This window comes from Paracoccus sp. UBA889 (assembly GCA_002294185.1).
Classification (GTDB): Bacteria; Pseudomonadota; Alphaproteobacteria; order Rhodobacterales; family Rhodobacteraceae; genus Paracoccus.
Genome location: DBFD01000021.1, coordinates 41,233 through 58,317 on the forward strand (window position 1 = coordinate 41,233; position 17,085 = coordinate 58,317).

At 65.6% G+C, this 17,085-nt stretch carries 19 protein-coding genes; 3 read left to right on the forward strand and 16 right to left on the reverse strand.

Annotation, left to right across the window (positions count from 1 at the left end; translation table 11 throughout):
• Window positions 1–93: 93 nt before the first annotated feature.
• On the reverse strand, window positions 94–975 hold the full coding sequence (locus B4L36_RS03370) for a MurR/RpiR family transcriptional regulator (RefSeq protein WP_292952351.1): 882 nt from the start codon (window positions 973–975) through the stop codon (window positions 94–96).
• A gap of 86 nt (window positions 976–1,061) precedes the next feature.
• Between B4L36_RS03370 and B4L36_RS03375 the strand changes: the two genes are divergently transcribed.
• Both B4L36_RS03375 and B4L36_RS03380 read left to right on the forward strand, forming a co-directional pair.
• Window positions 1,062–1,814 (forward strand): COG4280 domain-containing protein, encoded by a 753-nt coding sequence (locus B4L36_RS03375; protein WP_292952353.1) that lies wholly within the window; start codon window positions 1,062–1,064, stop codon window positions 1,812–1,814.
• Window positions 1,811–2,023 (forward strand): hypothetical protein, encoded by a 213-nt coding sequence (locus tag B4L36_RS03380; RefSeq protein ID WP_292952356.1) that lies wholly within the window; start codon window positions 1,811–1,813, stop codon window positions 2,021–2,023. Before B4L36_RS03375 ends, B4L36_RS03380 begins: the two co-directional genes overlap by 4 nt.
• A gap of 104 nt (window positions 2,024–2,127) precedes the next feature.
• Here B4L36_RS03380 and B4L36_RS03385 read toward each other — a convergent pair whose 3' ends face one another.
• The 15 genes from B4L36_RS03385 to trpA all read right to left on the reverse strand — a co-directional run bounded on the left by B4L36_RS03385 (window position 2,128) and on the right by trpA (window position 15,859).
• Complete coding sequence (locus tag B4L36_RS03385) at window positions 2,128–3,594, reverse strand: mannitol dehydrogenase family protein (protein ID WP_292952359.1); 1,467 nt, start codon at window positions 3,592–3,594, stop codon at window positions 2,128–2,130.
• Window positions 3,595–3,666: 72 nt separating this feature from the next.
• A complete protein-coding gene (locus B4L36_RS03390; protein ID WP_292952362.1) occupies window positions 3,667–4,440 on the reverse strand; it encodes an L-iditol 2-dehydrogenase in 774 nt (257 codons plus the stop codon).
• A complete protein-coding gene (locus B4L36_RS03395) occupies window positions 4,437–5,441 on the reverse strand; it encodes an ABC transporter ATP-binding protein (protein WP_292952365.1) in 1,005 nt (334 codons plus the stop codon). Before B4L36_RS03395 ends, B4L36_RS03390 begins: the two co-directional genes overlap by 4 nt.
• A 9-nt stretch (window positions 5,442–5,450) precedes the next feature.
• On the reverse strand, window positions 5,451–6,275 hold the full coding sequence (locus B4L36_RS03400; RefSeq protein WP_292952368.1) for a carbohydrate ABC transporter permease: 825 nt from the start codon (window positions 6,273–6,275) through the stop codon (window positions 5,451–5,453).
• 9 nt (window positions 6,276–6,284) lie between these two features.
• The gene (locus tag B4L36_RS03405; protein WP_292952371.1) at window positions 6,285–7,154 is read right to left on the reverse strand and encodes a carbohydrate ABC transporter permease; all 870 of its coding nucleotides are present in this window, start codon (window positions 7,152–7,154) and stop codon (window positions 6,285–6,287) included.
• A gap of 99 nt (window positions 7,155–7,253) precedes the next feature.
• Window positions 7,254–8,576, reverse strand: a complete 1,323-nt coding sequence (locus tag B4L36_RS03410; protein WP_292952374.1) for an ABC transporter substrate-binding protein — start codon at window positions 8,574–8,576, stop codon at window positions 7,254–7,256.
• 143 nt (window positions 8,577–8,719) lie between these two features.
• Window positions 8,720–9,676 carry a sugar-binding transcriptional regulator gene (locus B4L36_RS03415; RefSeq protein WP_292952377.1) on the reverse strand — a complete coding sequence of 319 codons (957 nt, stop codon included), beginning with the start codon at window positions 9,674–9,676 and terminating at the stop codon, window positions 8,720–8,722.
• Complete coding sequence (locus B4L36_RS03420; protein WP_292952380.1) at window positions 9,673–10,374, reverse strand: HAD family hydrolase; 702 nt, start codon at window positions 10,372–10,374, stop codon at window positions 9,673–9,675. Before B4L36_RS03420 ends, B4L36_RS03415 begins: the two co-directional genes overlap by 4 nt.
• A 36-nt stretch (window positions 10,375–10,410) precedes the next feature.
• Window positions 10,411–11,010, reverse strand: a complete 600-nt coding sequence (gene recR / locus B4L36_RS03425; protein WP_292952383.1) for a recombination mediator RecR — start codon at window positions 11,008–11,010, stop codon at window positions 10,411–10,413.
• A 13-nt stretch (window positions 11,011–11,023) separates the two neighbouring features.
• Window positions 11,024–11,368 (reverse strand): YbaB/EbfC family nucleoid-associated protein, encoded by a 345-nt coding sequence (locus B4L36_RS03430; protein ID WP_292952386.1) that lies wholly within the window; start codon window positions 11,366–11,368, stop codon window positions 11,024–11,026.
• 4 nt (window positions 11,369–11,372) lie between these two features.
• Window positions 11,373–13,157, reverse strand: a complete 1,785-nt coding sequence (locus B4L36_RS03435) for a DNA polymerase III subunit gamma/tau (RefSeq protein ID WP_292952389.1) — start codon at window positions 13,155–13,157, stop codon at window positions 11,373–11,375.
• A 57-nt stretch (window positions 13,158–13,214) separates the two neighbouring features.
• Window positions 13,215–13,940 carry a molecular chaperone DjiA gene (locus tag B4L36_RS03440; RefSeq protein ID WP_292952392.1) on the reverse strand — a complete coding sequence of 242 codons (726 nt, stop codon included), beginning with the start codon at window positions 13,938–13,940 and terminating at the stop codon, window positions 13,215–13,217.
• 58 nt (window positions 13,941–13,998) lie between these two features.
• Complete coding sequence (locus tag B4L36_RS03445; RefSeq protein ID WP_348670805.1) at window positions 13,999–14,496, reverse strand: N-acetyltransferase family protein; 498 nt, start codon at window positions 14,494–14,496, stop codon at window positions 13,999–14,001.
• A complete protein-coding gene (locus tag B4L36_RS03450; RefSeq protein ID WP_292952395.1) occupies window positions 14,493–15,062 on the reverse strand; it encodes a VOC family protein in 570 nt (189 codons plus the stop codon). The genes B4L36_RS03445 and B4L36_RS03450 overlap by 4 nt, the downstream gene beginning before the upstream one ends.
• On the reverse strand, window positions 15,062–15,859 hold the full coding sequence (gene trpA, locus B4L36_RS03455) for a tryptophan synthase subunit alpha (protein ID WP_292952398.1): 798 nt from the start codon (window positions 15,857–15,859) through the stop codon (window positions 15,062–15,064). The genes B4L36_RS03450 and trpA overlap by 1 nt, the downstream gene beginning before the upstream one ends.
• A gap of 125 nt (window positions 15,860–15,984) precedes the next feature.
• Between trpA and ychF the strand changes: the two genes are divergently transcribed.
• A complete protein-coding gene (gene ychF / locus B4L36_RS03460; protein WP_292952401.1) occupies window positions 15,985–17,082 on the forward strand; it encodes a redox-regulated ATPase YchF in 1,098 nt (365 codons plus the stop codon).
• The last annotated feature ends 3 nt before the right edge of the window (window positions 17,083–17,085 follow it).

Consider the following 17,085-nt stretch of genomic DNA (forward strand, 5'->3'; position numbering starts at 1 on the left):
GGAAGACGTGACCGTGGGGCAGGGCGTCGCGCCCTGGGAAAGACGCGGCAGAGGTTCGGAAATGGCGGGCGAACGGCGCGAACCGGATCGCGGTCAAAGTCCCATGGCCGAACCTGCAAGCGCCTGCCGCGCGGCGTTCAATCGCTGAAGCGCCGATCTGGTCTTTTCGGGCTCGGATGCCGAAAGCGCGATCAGCAGCCCCTCCAGCAGGGCGAGGGTGCCCGCGTGAAGCCCGAAGCCGCCGGTCCGGCCGCGGGGAACCCGCACAAGGATGCCTGCGCGCAGATCGGGAATATGCGGTCCCATCGAGGTCACCAGAACCGAGCGCAGCTTCAGGCCGCTTGCCCTGTCGAACAGGGCCCGCACCTCGGGATAGGGGCGATCATAGGCCAGCGCGATCACCGCATCGCCCGGCCCGATGCCGATCAGATCATCGGCGAGTTGCAGTCCGGTGCGCAGGATGGCGCGTGCATCGAAACCCAGGCGCACCAGCTGCGCCGCGAAATAGCCGGCGATGAAGCCCGACGGACCGATGCCGAAGACATGAATCCGGCGCGCCGAACGCATCGTCATGACGAAATCCGAAACGAGCGCGGGCGCCATCGTCTCGATCGCCTCGAGAGCGTCACGAAACGCCTGTGCCGAAGACTCCAGTCCCGCCGCCCTGGCGGGCCGGGCCAGTTCATTGGCCATGCGATCGGCCAGGGTCAGGTCACGACGCAGATCCTCGGCAAGCGCGCGACGCAGTTCGGCAAGCCCGCCATAACCAAGCTTTCGCGCAGTTCGGATCACCGTCGCGTCACTGGTCTTCGCGGCCGTCGCGATTTCCGCCGCAGAGGCGCGCAGTCCATGCTCGCGATTGCGGGAAAGCCAGTCGATGACCCGCGCCTCGACCGCCGAAAGCCGCGACCCGACAGCCAGGATTCGCTGCGAGAAGGTTGCGTCCGTCGGGTCAGTCGTGTCGGTTTCGATCATGTTGAAAATGCTACCTCGATGATGTAGTAAACACAACAATAGAGTCGCGGCCGCACCGCAGCCAGGATCGATTGAGAGAAGGCTTCATGTCGCCGGATTTCTGGACCGCCCTTTTTCCCGCCGTCGCCGCGGCTTTCCTTGCATCCCTCGTCGAGGTGGTGGAGGCCTTCACGATCGTGTTGGCGGTGGGCACCACGCGCGGCTGGCGACCGGCCGTCGCCGGGGCCGCCGCGGCGATTGTCGTTCTGGGACTGATCGTTCTGACGCTGGGTCCGGCGCTTCGATTCATCCCGATCCGGACGCTGCAGCTTGTCGTGGGGATCCTGCTGCTGCTGTTCGGCACGGGCTGGCTGCGAAAGGCCGTTCTTCGCTGGGCCGGCGTGATCGCGCTGCATGACGAGAGCGCGGCTTACGCAAGGGAAGCCGCCGATCTGAGGTCACGGACGGGGGCGCCGCGGACATTGCGGTGGATTGCAGGCATCGCCGCGTTCAAGGCCGTTCTTCTCGAAGGCCTGGAGGTCGCTTTCATCGTCATCGCCATCGGTGCCGGCAAGGGCCTGCTGTGGGAGGCCTCGCTTGGCGCCCTTGCCGCCTGCGCCCTGGTGCTGGTCCTGGGCGCCGCTCTGCGCAAGCCCTTGGCCCAGGTTCCTGAAAATACGCTGAAGTTCGGGGTTGGCGTCATGCTGTCGGCCTTTGGCGTGTTCTGGACCGGCGAAGGGCTGGGCGTGCGGTGGCCTGGTGCGGATCTCGCACTCTTGCCCCTGGCGGCGCTTTTCCTGTTGGCGGGCATCGGCCTTGCCCATCTGGCGCGCGCCTTGGCCGCGGGGCGGCCGGCATGACAATCCTGGGCGATGTCTTCAGGGAGCTTTTCGGGATGTTCGTGGCCGACCTGCGGCTGACGCTGTCGGTTCTGGGTGGCGTTCTGCTTGTCGCCATCCTGATGAACAGCGCCGTGCTGGGGCCCGTCGCGGCAGGGTTCGTGCTGGCGCTTGGTTGCGTCCTGATCCTTGTCGAAACGGTCCTGCGCGAGACGCGCCGCGGCAAGTGATGCAGGGGCGCGGCCGGCTGGTCCGCCATTCCGGTGTCTGGGCGATCGCATGGCGGCGTGGGCCTTGCGGCGACAGCGGGCGTCAGGACGGCGGGGCCACCGCGTCAGCCCAGATAGGTCCTGATCGCGGCGCCGACACCCTGATCCTGCACCAGTCTCAGCTTGCGGGCGAAAGCGTCCTGAAAGCGCGGATTGTCGGCCAGTGCGCCAAAGACGGCACGGTTCGACAGGAAGGCCAAAGGATCGCGGCGCGCGGCCAGGGCATAGTCGCGCAATGCGTCGCTGTTCTCGTCATTGGGCGCGATCTCGTTTCCGGCCTCGTCGATACGTTCGCAATAGCGGCACCAGAAGGCGACCTCTTGCGCCAGCCCGTCGATGGCGGCATCCGATCGCAACGCGTCGGCCAAAGTCGGCAGGATGAATTTCGGCTGCCGGTTAGACCCGTCGAGGCACAGCCGCGGGATGGTGTCGCCGATTTCCGGATTTGCGAAACGGCCGAGGATGAGGTCGAGATAATCCTCGTAGCTGACGCCCTCGATCGGGGGCAGGGTCGGGATGATCTCGCGTTCCTCCAGCGCGCGCAGCCAGGCGGCGATCCGGGGATCGGCCATCGCATCATGGACGAAGTGGTGGCCCAGCAGCGCGGAAGGATAGGCGATGGCGGCGTGACCGCCATTCAGGATACGCAGCTTCATCAATTCGTGCCGGCTGACATCGGTCACGAATTCAGCGCCGACCTTTTCCAGCGGCGGGCGGCCCTGCGGGAAATTGTCTTCCAGCACCCATTGGCGGAAGGGTTCACAGACCACGGGCGCGGCGTCGATGATGCCGAATTTGTCCCGCACCAGCGCGCGTTCGCGGTCCGAGGTGGCGGGGGTGATGCAATCGACCATGGAATTCGGGAATGCCACATTCTGGCGGATCCATTCGGCCAGGCCGGGATCGGACAACTGCGCCAGTTCTGTCACGGTGCGCGCGCAGACATGACCGTTTTCGGGCAGGTTGTCGCAGGACATGACCGTGAAGGGCGCCTCACCCGCCGCGCGGCGCGCGCGCAACGCCGCCAGGATCATGCCGAAGACGGTGCGCGGCGCGTCCGGATTGTCGGCGTCGTGGGCGATATCGGGATGGGCCGCGTCGAAGCCGTCGGTCTTGGCATCGACGTAGTAGCCGCCCTCGGTGATGGTCAGCGACACGATCCGGATCGCGGGATCGGCCATCGCGGCGATGACCCTGGCCGGATCGACCTCGACGAAATCGACCATCGAGCCGATGACGCGGGCGCTCAGGCCCTTCGGGTCCAGTTCGACCACCGTCGTCAGCCAGTCCTGCGCCGCCAGTCGGTCGCGCATCGCCGCATCGCCCGGACGGACGCCCGCGCCGATCAACGCCCAGTCATGCCCCTCGCCGGTGTCGAACAGCCGGTCCAGGTAGAAAGCCATGTGCGCGCGGTGAAAATTGCCGATGCCCACATGCAGGATACCGGGTTTCAGCGCGCCGCGATCATAGCCGGGGCGCCCGACATGGTCGGGCAGATCGCTCAGCATGGATTGCGAAAGTGTGGCGGCCATGTCTGGACCTTTCTTCGAAAAACGCCCGCGGAGGACGCGGGCCTCGGGGCAGGGGGCAAGGCGTCGCGCGGATCAGCTCATCCATTGTCCGCCATCGACATTGTAGGTCTGGGCGAGGATGTAATCGGCCTCGTTCGAGGCGAGGAAGATGGCCATCCCGGTCAGGTCGGCAGCGGTTCCCATGCGGCCATGGGGAACGGCGGCGGCGACCTCGGCCTTTTTCTGGCCGGGCTCCTTGCCTTCGTATTTCGCGAAGAAGGCATCCACGCCGTCCCAGTGTTCGCCTTCCACGACGCCTGGCGCGATGGCGTTGACGTTGATGCCATGGCGGATCAGGTTCAGGCCCGCCGATTGCGTCAGGCTGATGACGGCAGCCTTGCTGGCGCAATAGACGGCGACCAGCGGTTCGCCGCGGCGCCCGGCCTGGCTGGCCATGTTGATGATGCGCCCGCCGCTGCCGCGACGGATCATGACACGCGCGACCGCCTGCATCATGAACAGGGTCCCCGAGACGTTGACGGCGAAGATGCGATCGTAATCGGCGCGCGTGATCTCGGTCAGGGGGGCGGCGGTGAACAGGGCCGCGTTGTTGACAAGGATGTCGATGCCACCAAAGGCCTCCTCGACCTCGGCCACGCAGGTGTCGATCGATTTCTGGTCGGTCACGTCCAGCCGCACCGCGATGGCGGCATCGCCAAGTGCCGCGGCGGCATCCGCCGCGGCCTGGGCATTGATGTCGCAGATCGCCACCCGCGCGCCCTCGGCCGCATAGGCGCGGGCGAATTCCAGCCCGATGCCGCGTGCCGCGCCGGTGATCAGTGCGGATTTGCCGTCCAGTCGCATCATGCGATCCGGTCTCCGGTCTTGTCGAACCGGTGAATGCGCTCTTCGTTCGGCGTCAGCCAGACGGTGTCGCCGTGCCGAAAGCCCAATTCACCGTCCGAGCGAACGGTGATGGTTTCGGTCAGCCCGGTTTCCTCGACATAGAAGAAGCTGTCCGAGCCCAGATGTTCGCTGACGCCGATCCGTCCCTTCCATTTCCCGCCCTCGGCCGAGATGGCGATGTGTTCGGGACGCACGCCGATGGTCTCGGCCCCGTATTCGGCGGCGGTCGGACCCGAAAAGAGGTTCATCCTCGGGCTGCCGATGAAACCTGCAACGAAGACGTTCCTGGGGCGCAGATACAGATCCAGCGGGCTGCCGACCTGTTCGATCCGCCCGGCCTGCAGCACCACGATCTTGTCGGCCATGGTCATCGCCTCGACCTGGTCGTGGGTGACATAGATCATCGTGGTCTTCAGCCGGTTGTGCAATTCGCTGATTTCCAGCCGCATTCCCACGCGCAGCGCGGCATCCAGGTTTGACAGCGGTTCGTCGAACAGGAAGGCCGAGGGTTCGCGCACGATCGCGCGGCCGATGGCGACGCGCTGGCGCTGGCCGCCCGACAACTGGCCGGGCCGGCGGTCCAGGTAATTGGTCAGGTTCAGCGCCTTGGCCGCGGCCTCGATCCGGCGGTCCTGTTCGTCCTTGGACAAGCCGGCCATCCGCATCGGGAAGGCGATGTTCTTCCTGACCGACATGTGCGGGTAAAGCGCATAGGACTGGAACACCATCGCCAGCCCGCGTTTCGCCGGCGAGGCATCCGTGGCATCGGTGCCGTCGATCAGGATGCGCCCGCCGCTGACATCTTCCAGCCCCGCGATCAGGCGCAGCAGGGTGGACTTGCCGCAGCCCGAGGGCCCCACGAAGACCACGAATTCGCCGTCCTCGATGGTCAGGTCCAGCGGCGGGATAACCTCGACCTCGCCGAACCGCTTGGCCACCTCTTCCAGGGTGATCTGTCCCATCGTGGTCTCCTATTTCACCGCGCCGAAGGTCAGGCCGCGGACAAGTTGTTTCTGGCTGAACCAGCCCAGGATCAGGATCGGGGCGATCGCCATGGTCGATGCCGCCGAAAGTTTCGCCCAGAACAGCCCCTGCGGGCTGGAGAACGAGGCAATGAAGGCCGAGAGCGGCGCGGCATTGGTGGTGGTCAGCTGGATCGTCCAGAACGCCTCGTTCCAGGCCAGGATGATGTTCAAAAGCAGGGTCGAGGCGATGCCCGGCACCGCCATCGGCGTCAGCACATACAGGATCTCGTCCCGCAGGCTGGCGCCGTCCATCCGCGCGGCTTCCAGGATCTCGCCCGGAATCTCGCGGAAGTAGGTATAGAGCATCCAGACCACGATCGGCAGGTTCATCAGCATCAGCACGATGACCAGCCCGGTCCGGGTGTCCATCAGCCCGGTGCGCAGGAAGATCAGATAGATCGGCACCAGCACCGCGACGGCCGGCATCATCTTGGTGGACAGCATCCACATCAGGATGTCCTTGGTGCGCTTGGTGGGCGAGAAGGCCATTGCCCAGGCCGCCGGAATCGCCACGATCAGCGCCAGCAGCGTCGAGCCGACCGCGATCACGACCGAGTTGGAAAACGGCCGCCAGTAGTTGTTCTGGCTCTGCACCGCCTCGTAACTGGACAGGCTGAAGGAGGGGATCAGGTTGAAGCCGGAAATCGCCTCCTGCTCGGTCTTCAGGCTGGTGATGATCGTGTAGAGGATCGGAAAGAAGATGATCAGCGCCACCGACCAGGCGGCGATGGTCCAACCGATCTTCGCGTTTCTGGAAACCGCGCGTGCCATGATGTCCCCTCAGTCCAGGTTCCGGCCGACGGCGCGCATCAGGAAGATGGCGACGATATTGGCCAGGATGACGGCGATGATCCCGCCCGCCGCGGCGCCGCCGATATCGAAGTTCAGCCGGGCGGCGCGGTAGATCAGGAAGGTCAGGTTGGTCGAGGCGAAACCCGGTCCGCCATTGGTGGTCACCAGGATTTCCGCGTAGATCCCCAGCAGGAAGATGGTCTGGATCAGGATGACCACGGTGATTGCGCGGGCCATATGCGGCAGCACCAGATGGATGAAGCGGCTGATTGCGGGCGCTCCGTCCATTTCCGCGGCCTCCATCTGCTCGCCATCCAGCGATTGCAGCGCGGTCAGCAGGATCAGCGTTGCGAAGGGCAGCCATTGCCAGGCGACGATGATGATGATCGACAGCAAAGGAAATTGCGCGAACCAGTCCACCGGGCTTGCGCCAAAGAACTTGGCGATGTCGGCGAACACCCCGTAGCTGGGATGCATGATCATGTTTTTCCAGATCAGGGCCGCGACCGGCGGCATGACGAAGAAAGGGCTGATCACCAGGATCCGCACGATACCCTGTCCGAAGATCGGCTTGTCGATCAGCATGGCGATGCCGATGCCGCCGCAGACGGTGATCAGCAGGACGCCCAGGACCAGCACGATCGTGTTCCAGATCGATTCAAGGAAGGCCGGATCGGTGTAGAAATATTGATAGTTGAACCAGCCCGCCCAGCTTGTGACACTGGGATTGAGCAGGTTGTAGTTCAGGAACGAATAGTAAAGCGTCATTCCCAGCGGGATTACCATCCAGATCAGCAAAAGGATGATCGCTGGTGCGCGCATCAGCCGCGCGAGGCTGGCGGTCTGGCGTGTTGCCATGATCTTGCTCCTCCTCGGGCGGCGGGGCCACGCGGCCCGCGCCTTCCCCCCATTCCTTGTCGCGCCGCCCGGACGGGCCGGACGGCGCTATTTCAAAGCCTACTTGATGTAGCCCGACCGCGTCATCTCGCGGGTGGTATTGGACTGCGCAGCGGCCAGGGCGTCCTCGGCCGACATCTGCCCGGCCAGTGCGGCCGAGAATTGCTGGCCCACCGCCGTGCCGATCCCCTGGAATTCCGGGATCGCGACAAATTGCCCCCCCGTATAGGGAATATCCTGAACCGAGGATTTCTGCGTATTCGCCGAATCGATGGATTTCAGCGTCATCGCGGCGAAAGGCGCCTCTTTCTGGTATTCGGGATTCTCATAAAGCGAGGTCCGCGTGCCCGGAGGTGCGGCGCGCCAGCCATCCTTGCTGGCAACCAACTCGGTATAGCCCTTCGATGTTGCCCAGGCGATGAACTGCTTCGCCGCATCCTGTTGCTTCGACGAGGCCGGGATCGCCAGGCTCCATGCCCACAGCCAGTTGCCGTGATTGTCCACGCCTTCCTTGTTGGGGAATTGCGCGAAGCCCACGCTGTCGGCCACTTTAGAGTTTTCCGGGTCGGTCACGAAGCTGGCGGCGACGGTCGCGTCGATCCACATGCCGCATTTTCCCTGCTGGAACAGCGACAGGTTCTCGTTGAAGCCGTTGGACGAGGCACCCGGCGGACCGTAATTGGTCATCAGGTCCAGATAATCGGTCAATGCCGCCTTCCATTCCGCGCTGTCGAATTGCGGTTTCCAGTCCATGTCGAACCAGCGCGCGCCATAGCTGTTGGCCATTGCGGTCAGGAAGGCCATGTTCTCGCCCCAGCCGGGCTTGCCGCGCAGGCAGATGCCGTAGGTTTCATTGGCCTTGTCGGTCATCTTTTCGGCGGCGGTCTTGATATCGGCCCAGGTCGGGCTGTCGGGAATGGTGACACCGGCCTTTTCGGCCAGGTCGGTGCGATACATCACCATCGCGGATTCGCCATAGAAGGGGGCCGCATAAAGCGTGCCATCGACCGACAGCGCCTCGCGGACGGCGGGCAGCAGGTCGCCGGCGTCGTAATCGGCGCCCAGATCGTCCAGCGGCACCAGCCATTGTTGCTTGGCCCAGATCGGAACCTCGTAGGTGCCGATGGTCAGCACGTCATACTGGCCGCCCTGCGTGGCGATGTCGGTGGTTACGCGCTCGCGCAGGATGTTCTCTTCCAGCGTCACCCATTCAAGCTTGATGTCGGGGTTCTTCTCGGTGAAGTCGCTGGTCAGACCCTGCATCCGGATCATGTCGCCGTTATTGACGGTGGCGATGGTCAGCGTGGTTTCCTGCGCCGCGGCAATGCCGCCCACGGCGCAAAGCGCGGAAGCGCCCAGCAGGGCGCGGATGGTCGTCTTCATGTAGTTCCTCCCTTGGCGGTTGGGCATTTGCTCTACCGGTGGGCAAATATTCATCTTCCTGCCCGATTCTGTCAATACATTTGCAGGCAAGGTCCGGTCTTCCCGTGCAAATGGCCGATATGAATGGATTTTCTCGGTTCCGATCATGTCAGTAGTCGCTCTGCGGTGGCTTCCGAGGTGATCAGACCGTTGATCAGATGCCCGGTCAGGGCGGCGCGAATCGCGGGCAGCTTGGCCTCGCCTGTGGCCACCGCGATCACCGGGCGATCGGCGGCGCGTGGCAGCGGGGCCGAGGCCACGCGGGCGTTGAAATCGCAATCGATCACCTTGCCTGCCCGGTCATAGACCCAACTGGTGATCTCGCCCACGGCACCGGCGGATTTCAGATCCTCCATTTCGGCGGCACTGGCGAATCCATCCACAAACAGCGGTGCGCTGGTGTCCATCTGTCCGATCCCGACCAGAGACAGGTCCGCCTCTTCGCATTGACGCAGGGTGTTGCGGACTGCCTCTTGTTCGCGCATCGCAGCCAGTTCCGTGGCGCTGCGGGCCAGAACCGGCAGCGGATAGGGGTAATGGGCTGCGCCGATCCTTTCGGCCAGACGGATCGTCGCGTTATAGGGCGAGGCGGATCCGTCCTGCATCATGTTGCCCAGACGCGAGACGACGACGTGCTGCGGGCAGGACATGCGCGGCAATTGCTCGACCGTCGCTTTCAGCGCCCGCCCGGTCCCGAGGCTGACAACCCGGCGTTCGGACGATTTCAGCACCCGCTCAAGCTCGGCCGCCGCCGAGATGGCTATGCCGGTCAGCAGATCGGGCGCTTCGGGGTCCGAGGGCACCACCTCGCAGCTTTTCAGCCCGAAACGGTGTTTCATCTCATAGGCAAGGTCCATGCAGCGACCGATCGGATGATCCAGGCGCACCTTGACCAGCCGTTCGGCCACCGCCATTGCCACAAGGCGTTGCGCCGATTGGCGGCTGACGCCCAGCTTGCGCGCGATCTCGTCCTGCGTGTTGCCGGCCACGTAATACAGCCAGCCGGCGCGTGCCGCATCGTCCAGGCGCGTCGCCTCGGGGGTGAAGCGTCCATGGGTCATGGCCTGGCCTGTCCCTCCTCCAGCCTCATCAAGAGGTGCGCGAAATCGGCCCAGTTGTCAAAGCTTTCGGTCGGGCCATCGCCGGGGCCGGCGCCCGACAGATGGCTTCCGCCGGTATAATGCAGATGCGGCATCCCCGCCGCAGCCGCCGCCTGAAGGCCCGGCGCGCTGTCCTCGACCACCAGGCAGGCCGGGGGCGGGACGCCCATTCGGCGGGCCGCGAACAGGAACAGATCAGGCGCCGGCTTGCCGCGTTCGACCTGGCTTGCGGTAAAGACATCGGCGTTGAAAAACGCTGTCAAACCAAGGATTTCAAGTGTCTTATTCACCCGCGGCCTGCTTGAGGAGGTGGCCACGCAGACCGGCCGGTCCAGGGCCTCGATCATGCGCGCGAACCCCGGCGTCGGGCGTAGCTCGGTCTCGAACCGGGACAGCAGGCGGCTGCGGTAGTCGGCCTCGAAACCGGGCGGCAAGGCGCGGTCATGGCGGCGGCGTATGGTTTCGGCCACGGTGGGAAAGCTGCGCCCCAGGAAATCGCGGCGCACATCCTCGGCGCTCAGCGCAAGCCCTTCGGCGGCGAGTTGTTCGATGAGCACCTCGGCCGAAAGGATTTCGCTGTCGGCAATGACACCGTCGCAATCGAAGATGACCAGATCGACCTTCACCACGCACCCCTTGTTCGATGAGGGCGGCAGCATAGCGCCCGCCCGCCCTGCCGCAAGGGATTGCGAATTCTAAAGCCTTCGTCTTGCCCGCAGCGCAGCGCTGATCGTGCCGTCGTCCAGATAATCCAGCTCTCCGCCGATGGGAACGCCCTGGGCAAGGCCGGTCACGACGACACCGCTGCCCGCCAGCGCCTCGGCGATGTAATGGGCGGTGGTCTGGCCATCGACGGTGGCGTTCAGCGCCAGGATCACCTCGGTCACGCCATCGCGGCAGACACGATCCACCAGGGTGGGGATCCCCAGATCCTCGGGGCCAACCTCGTCCAGCGCCGACATCGTGCCGCCCAGGACATGATAGCGGCCGCCAAAGACGCGCCCCCGTTCCAGCGCCCACAGATCGGCCACGTCCTCGACGACGCAGATTTCGCCATTGGCGCGGCGCGGATCGGCACAGATCGCGCATTCGTCGCGATCGGTGATGTTGCCGCAGGTCAGACATTCGCGCGAATTGACCGCGACCCTGTCCAGAAGCTGGGAAAGCTGCACCATCTGGCCGCTGCGCTTGCGGATCAGCGCCAGAACGATGCGCCGCGCAGAACGCGGACCCAGCCCCGGCAGCCGCGCCATCAGCGCCACCAGAGCCTGAATGTCGTCGCTGCCCTCGGCCATTTCTGACAGGGGCCTAGAACGGAAGCTTCATGTCCGGCGGCAAGCCCAGTTCCGAGGTCATGCGCGACATTTCCGACTGCATCCTGTCCTGCGCCCGCTTCTGCGCATCCTTGATCGCGGCGAGGATCAGATCCTCGACCACTTCTTTCTCGCTGGGCTGGAAGATCGAGGGATCGATCTCCAGCGCGGTCAATTCGCCCCTGGCGGTGGCGGTCGCCCTGACCAGCCCGGCGCCGGATTCGCCGGTCACCGTCACCGATGCAAGATCATCCTGCATCTTCTGCATCCTGTCCTGCATTTCCTTGGCGGCCTTCATCATCTTGGACATGTCGCCCAAACCGCCCAGACCTTTCATCATCGTCTCAATCCTCATCCTCGAACGGGTCCCATTCATCGACTTCGGCGACGGGACCATCTGTGATTTCATGCGGGTTCGCCGCACCCTCGGCCGCGATTTCCGCCGCGTCCTCGGGCGGCCGAGCGATCTTCGTGACCGTTTTCAGTCTGGCGCCGGGAAAGGTTGCCATCACTTGCTGCACGATCGGCAATTCCAACGCCCGCTTGCGTGCCGCCTCCAATTCGGCCGCGCGGGTTTCTGCGATGGTGGGCGCACCGCCACTGCCGACGACGCTGACTGCCCAACGCTGCCCGCCGCACCAGCCGCGCAGGCGTTCGCCAAGCCTTTGCGCCAGATCGGCGGGGCCGTTGCCACGCGGCTCGAATTCGATCCGGCCGGGGCTGTAACGGACCAGCCCGACGTGATTTTCAACCTGCACCAGCAGCAGCATGTCACCCATGCGGCGGATCAGATCAAGCACCGAGGCAAAATCGGGAAAGGCGGCAAAGGCCTGGGGCGAAACCGCAAGAGCCGCCGCAGTCCCGCCGGCCCCGACGCCGATGGCAGGGGCCGGGCGGGCCGCCGCGCGCGGCGCCTGCTGATCGGTCCCGGCGGGCGCGGCCTGGCGCGCGAAATCGCCCGCCGCCGCCGATTGCTGGACCTTGCGGATCAGCGCCTCGGGGTCGGGCAGATCGGCCACATGGGTCAACCGGATGATCGCCATTTCGGCCGCCATCATCGCATTGGGCGCCGCCGAGACCTCGTCCAGCGATTTCAACAACATCTGCCACAGCCGCGTCAGGACCCGCATCGCCAACCGGTCGGCCAGATCCTTGCCGCGCGTGCGTTCATCCGGGGAAATGGTCGGATCCTCGATCGCTTCGGGCGTGATCTTGACGACCGAAATCCAATGCGTGATCTCGGCCAGATCGCGCAGAACCGCCACCGGATCGGCGCCGCCCGCATATTGCGACTGCAATTCGGTCAGGGCGGCGGCCGCATCGCCGCGCAGGATCATCTCGAACAGGTCGATGACCCGGCCCCGATCGGCCAGGCCCAGCATGGCACGGACCTGATCCGCCCCCGTCTCGCCGGCGCCGTGGCTGATCGCCTGGTCCAGCAGGCTGGTCGCATCGCGCGCGCTGCCCTCGGCCGCCCGCGTGATCAGCGCCAGCGCCTCATCGGTGATCTGGGCGTTTTCGGATCCCGCGATCCGGCGCAGGAGACCGATCATCACCTCGGGTTCGATGCGACGCAGATCGAACCGCTGGCAGCGCGACAGAACCGTGACGGGCACCTTGCGGATTTCGGTGGTGGCGAAGATGAACTTCACATGCGGGGGCGGTTCCTCCAGCGTCTTCAGCAGCGCATTGAACGCGCTGGTCGACAGCATGTGCACCTCGTCGATGATATAGATCTTGTAGCGCGCCGAGGCCGCGCGATAGTGAACGGATTCGATGATCTCGCGGATGTCGCCCACGCCCGTCCGCGATGCCGCATCCATTTCCATGACATCGACATGGCGCCCCTCGCTGATCGCCACGCAATGTTCGCAGACGCCACAAGGCTCGGTCGTCGGGCCGCCTGCGCTGTCGGGGCCGATGCAGTTCATGCCCTTGGCGATGATCCGGGCGGTGGTGGTCTTGCCGGTCCCGCGAATGCCCGTCATGATGAAGGCCTGCGCGATCCGGTCGGCGGCAAAGGCGTTCCTCAGCGTGCGCACCATCGCGTCCTGACCGACCAGATCCGCGAAGGTTTCCGGCCGGTATTTCCGGGCCAGAACCTGATATGCCTGCTTCGTCTCGGTCATCCGCCACCCGCTTCTGGAGCGCCACTCTAGCCTCGGTGCAGGGGGGCTACAACCGCCTCACGCGGCGTTGGGCGGCGGCGCATCATGCATGGCGCGGAACTTTTCCCAGGCCTCGTTCAGCCGCCGGGTCCGGGCCTCGGCCATGCGCACGGCCTCGGGGGGCAGGCCGCGGGCGATGGCACGGTCGGGATGAGCCTCGCGGATCAGGCTGCGCCAGCGTTTGCGGGCTTCGGGCAGCGGGGTATCCGGGGTCACGCCCAGGATTTCGCAGGGCGGACAGCCAGCCTTCGGATCGTGGCTTGCGCGGATCGTGGCGATGCGGGCGGGCGTCAGGCCGAAGATGCGGCCGACCTCGTCGATGAAGGCGATCTCGGATTCGTGCATCTCGCCATCGGCGACGGCGATGATGCACAATCCCTCGATCACGTCGGCCAGGACCGGATCGCCGGGCGCGAACATCGCGGCGATGCGCCGCGCCCAGGCGTCGAAGCCGGCCACGTCCTGCCGCGCCAGGTCGAAGACGCGGGCGGCGTTCTTTTCCTCGGCGCGCGGTATGATGAAGACACGGCGGAAGGCCGTCACCTCGGATCGGGCGACGGTGCCGTCGGCCTTGGCCAGCTTGGCGCCGAGTGCGATCACGCCGATGGTAAAGGCGACCGATCGTTCCGGCGCCACGGCGCGCGGGCTGCCCAGCAATGCCGCCAGCCGGTCGCCTATGCGCTGCCAGAAGCTGCGCGGCTTCGGCAGGTCGGGACAGGTCGGGTGATCGGCGCGAGTATCCATGCCACTCAGATTATCCGGGATCGCGCCGCGAGGGTAGGGGGCAGAGGTGAAGGAAACGTTACCCGCCCAGATCCTTGCCCATCAAAACCAGGTCGTGATAGCGGCCGAATTTCCAGCCCGCAGCCGGAATACGGCCCCATTCGGTATAGCCCAGCCGCGCGTGGAAACGCAGCGAACCGCTGTTCGTGGCCGTGATCGCGCCGATCATCAGCCGATGACCGCAAGCGCGGGCGTGATCCTCGATCGCCTGCATCAGCATCCGCCCGATGCCGCGACCGCGCGCGGCGGCAGCCAGGTTGACCGAATGTTCCATGCTGCGCGCATAGCCCGGCCCGCCGCGAAACTGGCCATAGCTGGCATAGCCCAGCAGCGCCCCATCTTCCTCGGCCAGCAGGAAGGGATGACCGGCGGCCTGCCGTTCGGCGATATGGGCGGCGATATCTGCCTCGCTGCGTTCGGCCGGCCAGAAGGTGACATCGGTGTCGCGGATCAGGGGGTTCCACAGGGCGCCTATGGCCGGCGCATCCTCGCCGCGTGCCTCGCGCAGCGTGATCACAGCCTGACCTCGCCCTGGGGCGTGGCGAGGCGCAGGGAGAAGGGGCCGCGCGACAGGCGCGGATCGGCGACAGGCAAGTCAATCGGCAGAGAAAGCCGCGCCAGCCTGATACCGTGATCGGGAAGGGTATCCGAGGGATGCGGCCCGCCGCCCCAGTCGATCCGCATCGGCGCGGCACCGTCATGCGGCATCTGCCCGCCATCGGGAACCGTGATCCGCCAGCGCAGCCCTCCGCGACTGGCCGCAAGGATCGTGGTGCCCCGTGGCGCGGTCAGCCGGCTTTGACGGATGACCCAGCCTGCGACCCTGGGTGGCCCGTCGAACCCGTCCAGCCCGAACCAGCGCGGTCGGTCCGGCGCGGGGGCCGCGGGGTCGATGGCGATCAGTTCCAGATATTCGCCCGGTCCCAGCGACAGCAATCGGTTCTGTGTGCCCATCTGCGGATGTTTCCCGCCCGGTTCCGGCGCCACGCCCAGCCTGGCCCGCAGCCATTCCGCGCCCTCGTCCAGATCGCGGGTGGCGATGGCGACATGATCGAAGGCGCAATCCTGGGCCGGCGGGTCCATCAGCCGCGATGCGCCCCGGCCGCCAGATCGGCCACGAATTGCAGGATCTCGGGCACCGGGCGTCCCGCGCCGATCATCTTCACGATGGCGCTGCCGACGACGCAGCCATCCGCGACCGAGGCGACGCTTTCGGCGGCCTCGGGCGTCGAAATGCCAAAGCCCACCACCACCGGCAGGTTCGCCGCTTTCTGGATCCGGGCAACTTCCGGTGCGACCTCGGCGGCGTCGGCGGCCGGGCCGCCGGTGATGCCGGTAACGCTGACGTAATAGACGAAGCCCGACGTGTTCCTGACCACGGCGGGAAGGCGGCGGTCATCGGTCGTGGGCGTGGCAAGGCGGATGAAGTTCAGTCCGGCTTTCGCGGCGGGGATGCAGAGTTCGTCATCTTCCTCGGGCGGCAGATCGACGATGATCAGGCCATCCACGCCGGCCTCGGACGCCTCGGCCAGAAAGCCCTCGACGCCGCCGGGACGGGCATAGATCGGATTATAGTAGCCCATCAGCACGACCGGCGTTTCATCATCCTCCTTGCGGAATGCGCGCAGCATCGCCAGCGTGCGGCTGACGCTGCCGCCCTGGGCCAGCGCCCGCTGGCCCGCCGCCTGGATGATCGGCCCGTCGGCCATCGGATCGGTGAAGGGCATCCCCAGTTCGATCACGTCCACGCCCGCGCCGGGCAGGCCGCGCATGATCTTGAGCGCCGTCGCGTCGTCGGGGTCCGATGCCATCATGTAGGCCACGAAGGCCTTCTTCTTGTCGGCCCTCAGCGCCTGAAACCGTGCGTCGATCCTGGTCATGTCCGTCCCCGTTCGTCCCGGCGCCCAGCACTAGCCCGACCGCACGGCTTTCGCAATCCGCGCGAGGCTGGACTTGCGGCCCCCATCCGCCTATGAGGACGCCGAAATCAGCAAGGGATGTCGCAATGGGCTTTCGCATGGGGATCGTCGGGCTGCCGAATGTGGGCAAGTCCACGCTGTTCAACGCCCTGACCAGAACCGCCGCCGCGCAGGCCGCGAATTTTCCCTTCTGCACGATCGAGCCCAACGTGGGCGAGGTCGCGGTGCCAGACCCGAGGCTGGACCGGCTGGCGGCGATCGCCCACAGCAAGCAGATCATCCCCACGCGGATCACCTTCGTCGATATCGCGGGCCTGGTGAAGGGCGCCAGCAAGGGCGAAGGGCTGGGCAATCAGTTCCTGGCCAATATCCGCGAGGTGGACGCCATCGCGCATGTGCTGCGCTGTTTCGAGGATCGCGATGTCACCCATGTGGAAGGCCGCGTCGATCCCATCGCCGATGCCGAGGTGATCGAGACCGAATTGATGATCGCCGACATGGAATCCATCGAGCGGCGGCTGACCAATCTGGCCCGCAAGCTGAAGGGCGGCGACAAGGAGGCGTTACAGCAGCAGGTGCTGCTGCAACGCGCGCTCGAGGCTCTGGAGGCCGGCCGGCCCGCGCGCAGCGTCGAGGTTGCCGAGGACGACCGCAAGGCCTGGTCCATGCTGCAACTTCTGACCGCGAAGCCGGTGCTGTTCGTCTGCAATGTCGATGAGGCCAGCGCGGCCGGCGGCAACAGCCAGTCGGCGCGGGTGGCGCGGATGGCCGAGGCGCAGGGGATGGGCCATGTGGTGATCTCGGCCCGGATCGAAGAGGAAATTAGCCAGCTTGAACCGGAAGAACAGCAAATGTTCCTGTCCGAGATGGGTCTGGCAGAGGCCGGCCTGGACCGGCTGATCCGCGCGGGATACGCATTGCTGGGTCTTCAGACCTATTTCACCGTCGGCCCGAAAGAGGCGCGTGCCTGGACCATCCGCCGCGGCACGCTGGCCCCGCAGGCGGCGGGCGAAATTCACGGCGATTTCGAAAAGGGCTTCATCCGCGCCGAAACCGTCGGCTATGAAGATTATGTCGCCGGCAACGGCGAGGCGGGCGCGCGCGAGTCCGGAAAGCTGCGCGTCGAGGGCAAGACATACGAGGTCCGGGACGGCGATGTGCTGCATTTCCTGTTCAACGCCTGAGGT

Excerpts from the sequence above, each read along its gene's own strand:
- B4L36_RS03405 (WP_292952371.1), bottom strand. The coding sequence starts at position 7,154 with ATGGCAACACGCCAGACCGCCAGCCTCGCGCGGCTGATGCGCGCACCA.
- B4L36_RS03450 (WP_292952395.1), bottom strand. The coding sequence starts at position 15,062 with ATGGACCCGCCGGCCCAGGATTGCGCCTTCGATCATGTCGCCATCGCC.
- B4L36_RS03415 (WP_292952377.1), bottom strand. The coding sequence starts at position 9,676 with ATGACCCATGGACGCTTCACCCCCGAGGCGACGCGCCTGGACGATGCG.
- B4L36_RS03400 (WP_292952368.1), bottom strand. The coding sequence starts at position 6,275 with ATGGCACGCGCGGTTTCCAGAAACGCGAAGATCGGTTGGACCATCGCC.
- B4L36_RS03380 (WP_292952356.1), top strand. The coding sequence starts at position 1,811 with ATGACAATCCTGGGCGATGTCTTCAGGGAGCTTTTCGGGATGTTCGTG.
- B4L36_RS03430 (WP_292952386.1), bottom strand. The coding sequence starts at position 11,368 with ATGATGAAAGGTCTGGGCGGTTTGGGCGACATGTCCAAGATGATGAAG.
- recR (WP_292952383.1), bottom strand. The coding sequence starts at position 11,010 with ATGGCCGAGGGCAGCGACGACATTCAGGCTCTGGTGGCGCTGATGGCG.
- B4L36_RS03395 (WP_292952365.1), bottom strand. The coding sequence starts at position 5,441 with ATGGGACAGATCACCCTGGAAGAGGTGGCCAAGCGGTTCGGCGAGGTC.
- B4L36_RS03390 (WP_292952362.1), bottom strand. The coding sequence starts at position 4,440 with ATGATGCGACTGGACGGCAAATCCGCACTGATCACCGGCGCGGCACGC.
- B4L36_RS03410 (WP_292952374.1), bottom strand. The coding sequence starts at position 8,576 with ATGAAGACGACCATCCGCGCCCTGCTGGGCGCTTCCGCGCTTTGCGCC.
- B4L36_RS03375 (WP_292952353.1), top strand. The coding sequence starts at position 1,062 with ATGTCGCCGGATTTCTGGACCGCCCTTTTTCCCGCCGTCGCCGCGGCT.
- B4L36_RS03370 (WP_292952351.1), bottom strand. The coding sequence starts at position 975 with ATGATCGAAACCGACACGACTGACCCGACGGACGCAACCTTCTCGCAG.
- B4L36_RS03420 (WP_292952380.1), bottom strand. The coding sequence starts at position 10,374 with ATGCTGCCGCCCTCATCGAACAAGGGGTGCGTGGTGAAGGTCGATCTG.
- B4L36_RS03440 (WP_292952392.1), bottom strand. The coding sequence starts at position 13,940 with ATGGATACTCGCGCCGATCACCCGACCTGTCCCGACCTGCCGAAGCCG.
- B4L36_RS03385 (WP_292952359.1), bottom strand. The coding sequence starts at position 3,594 with ATGGCCGCCACACTTTCGCAATCCATGCTGAGCGATCTGCCCGACCAT.
- trpA (WP_292952398.1), bottom strand. The coding sequence starts at position 15,859 with ATGACCAGGATCGACGCACGGTTTCAGGCGCTGAGGGCCGACAAGAAG.
- ychF (WP_292952401.1), top strand. The coding sequence starts at position 15,985 with ATGGGCTTTCGCATGGGGATCGTCGGGCTGCCGAATGTGGGCAAGTCC.
- B4L36_RS03435 (WP_292952389.1), bottom strand. The coding sequence starts at position 13,157 with ATGACCGAGACGAAGCAGGCATATCAGGTTCTGGCCCGGAAATACCGG.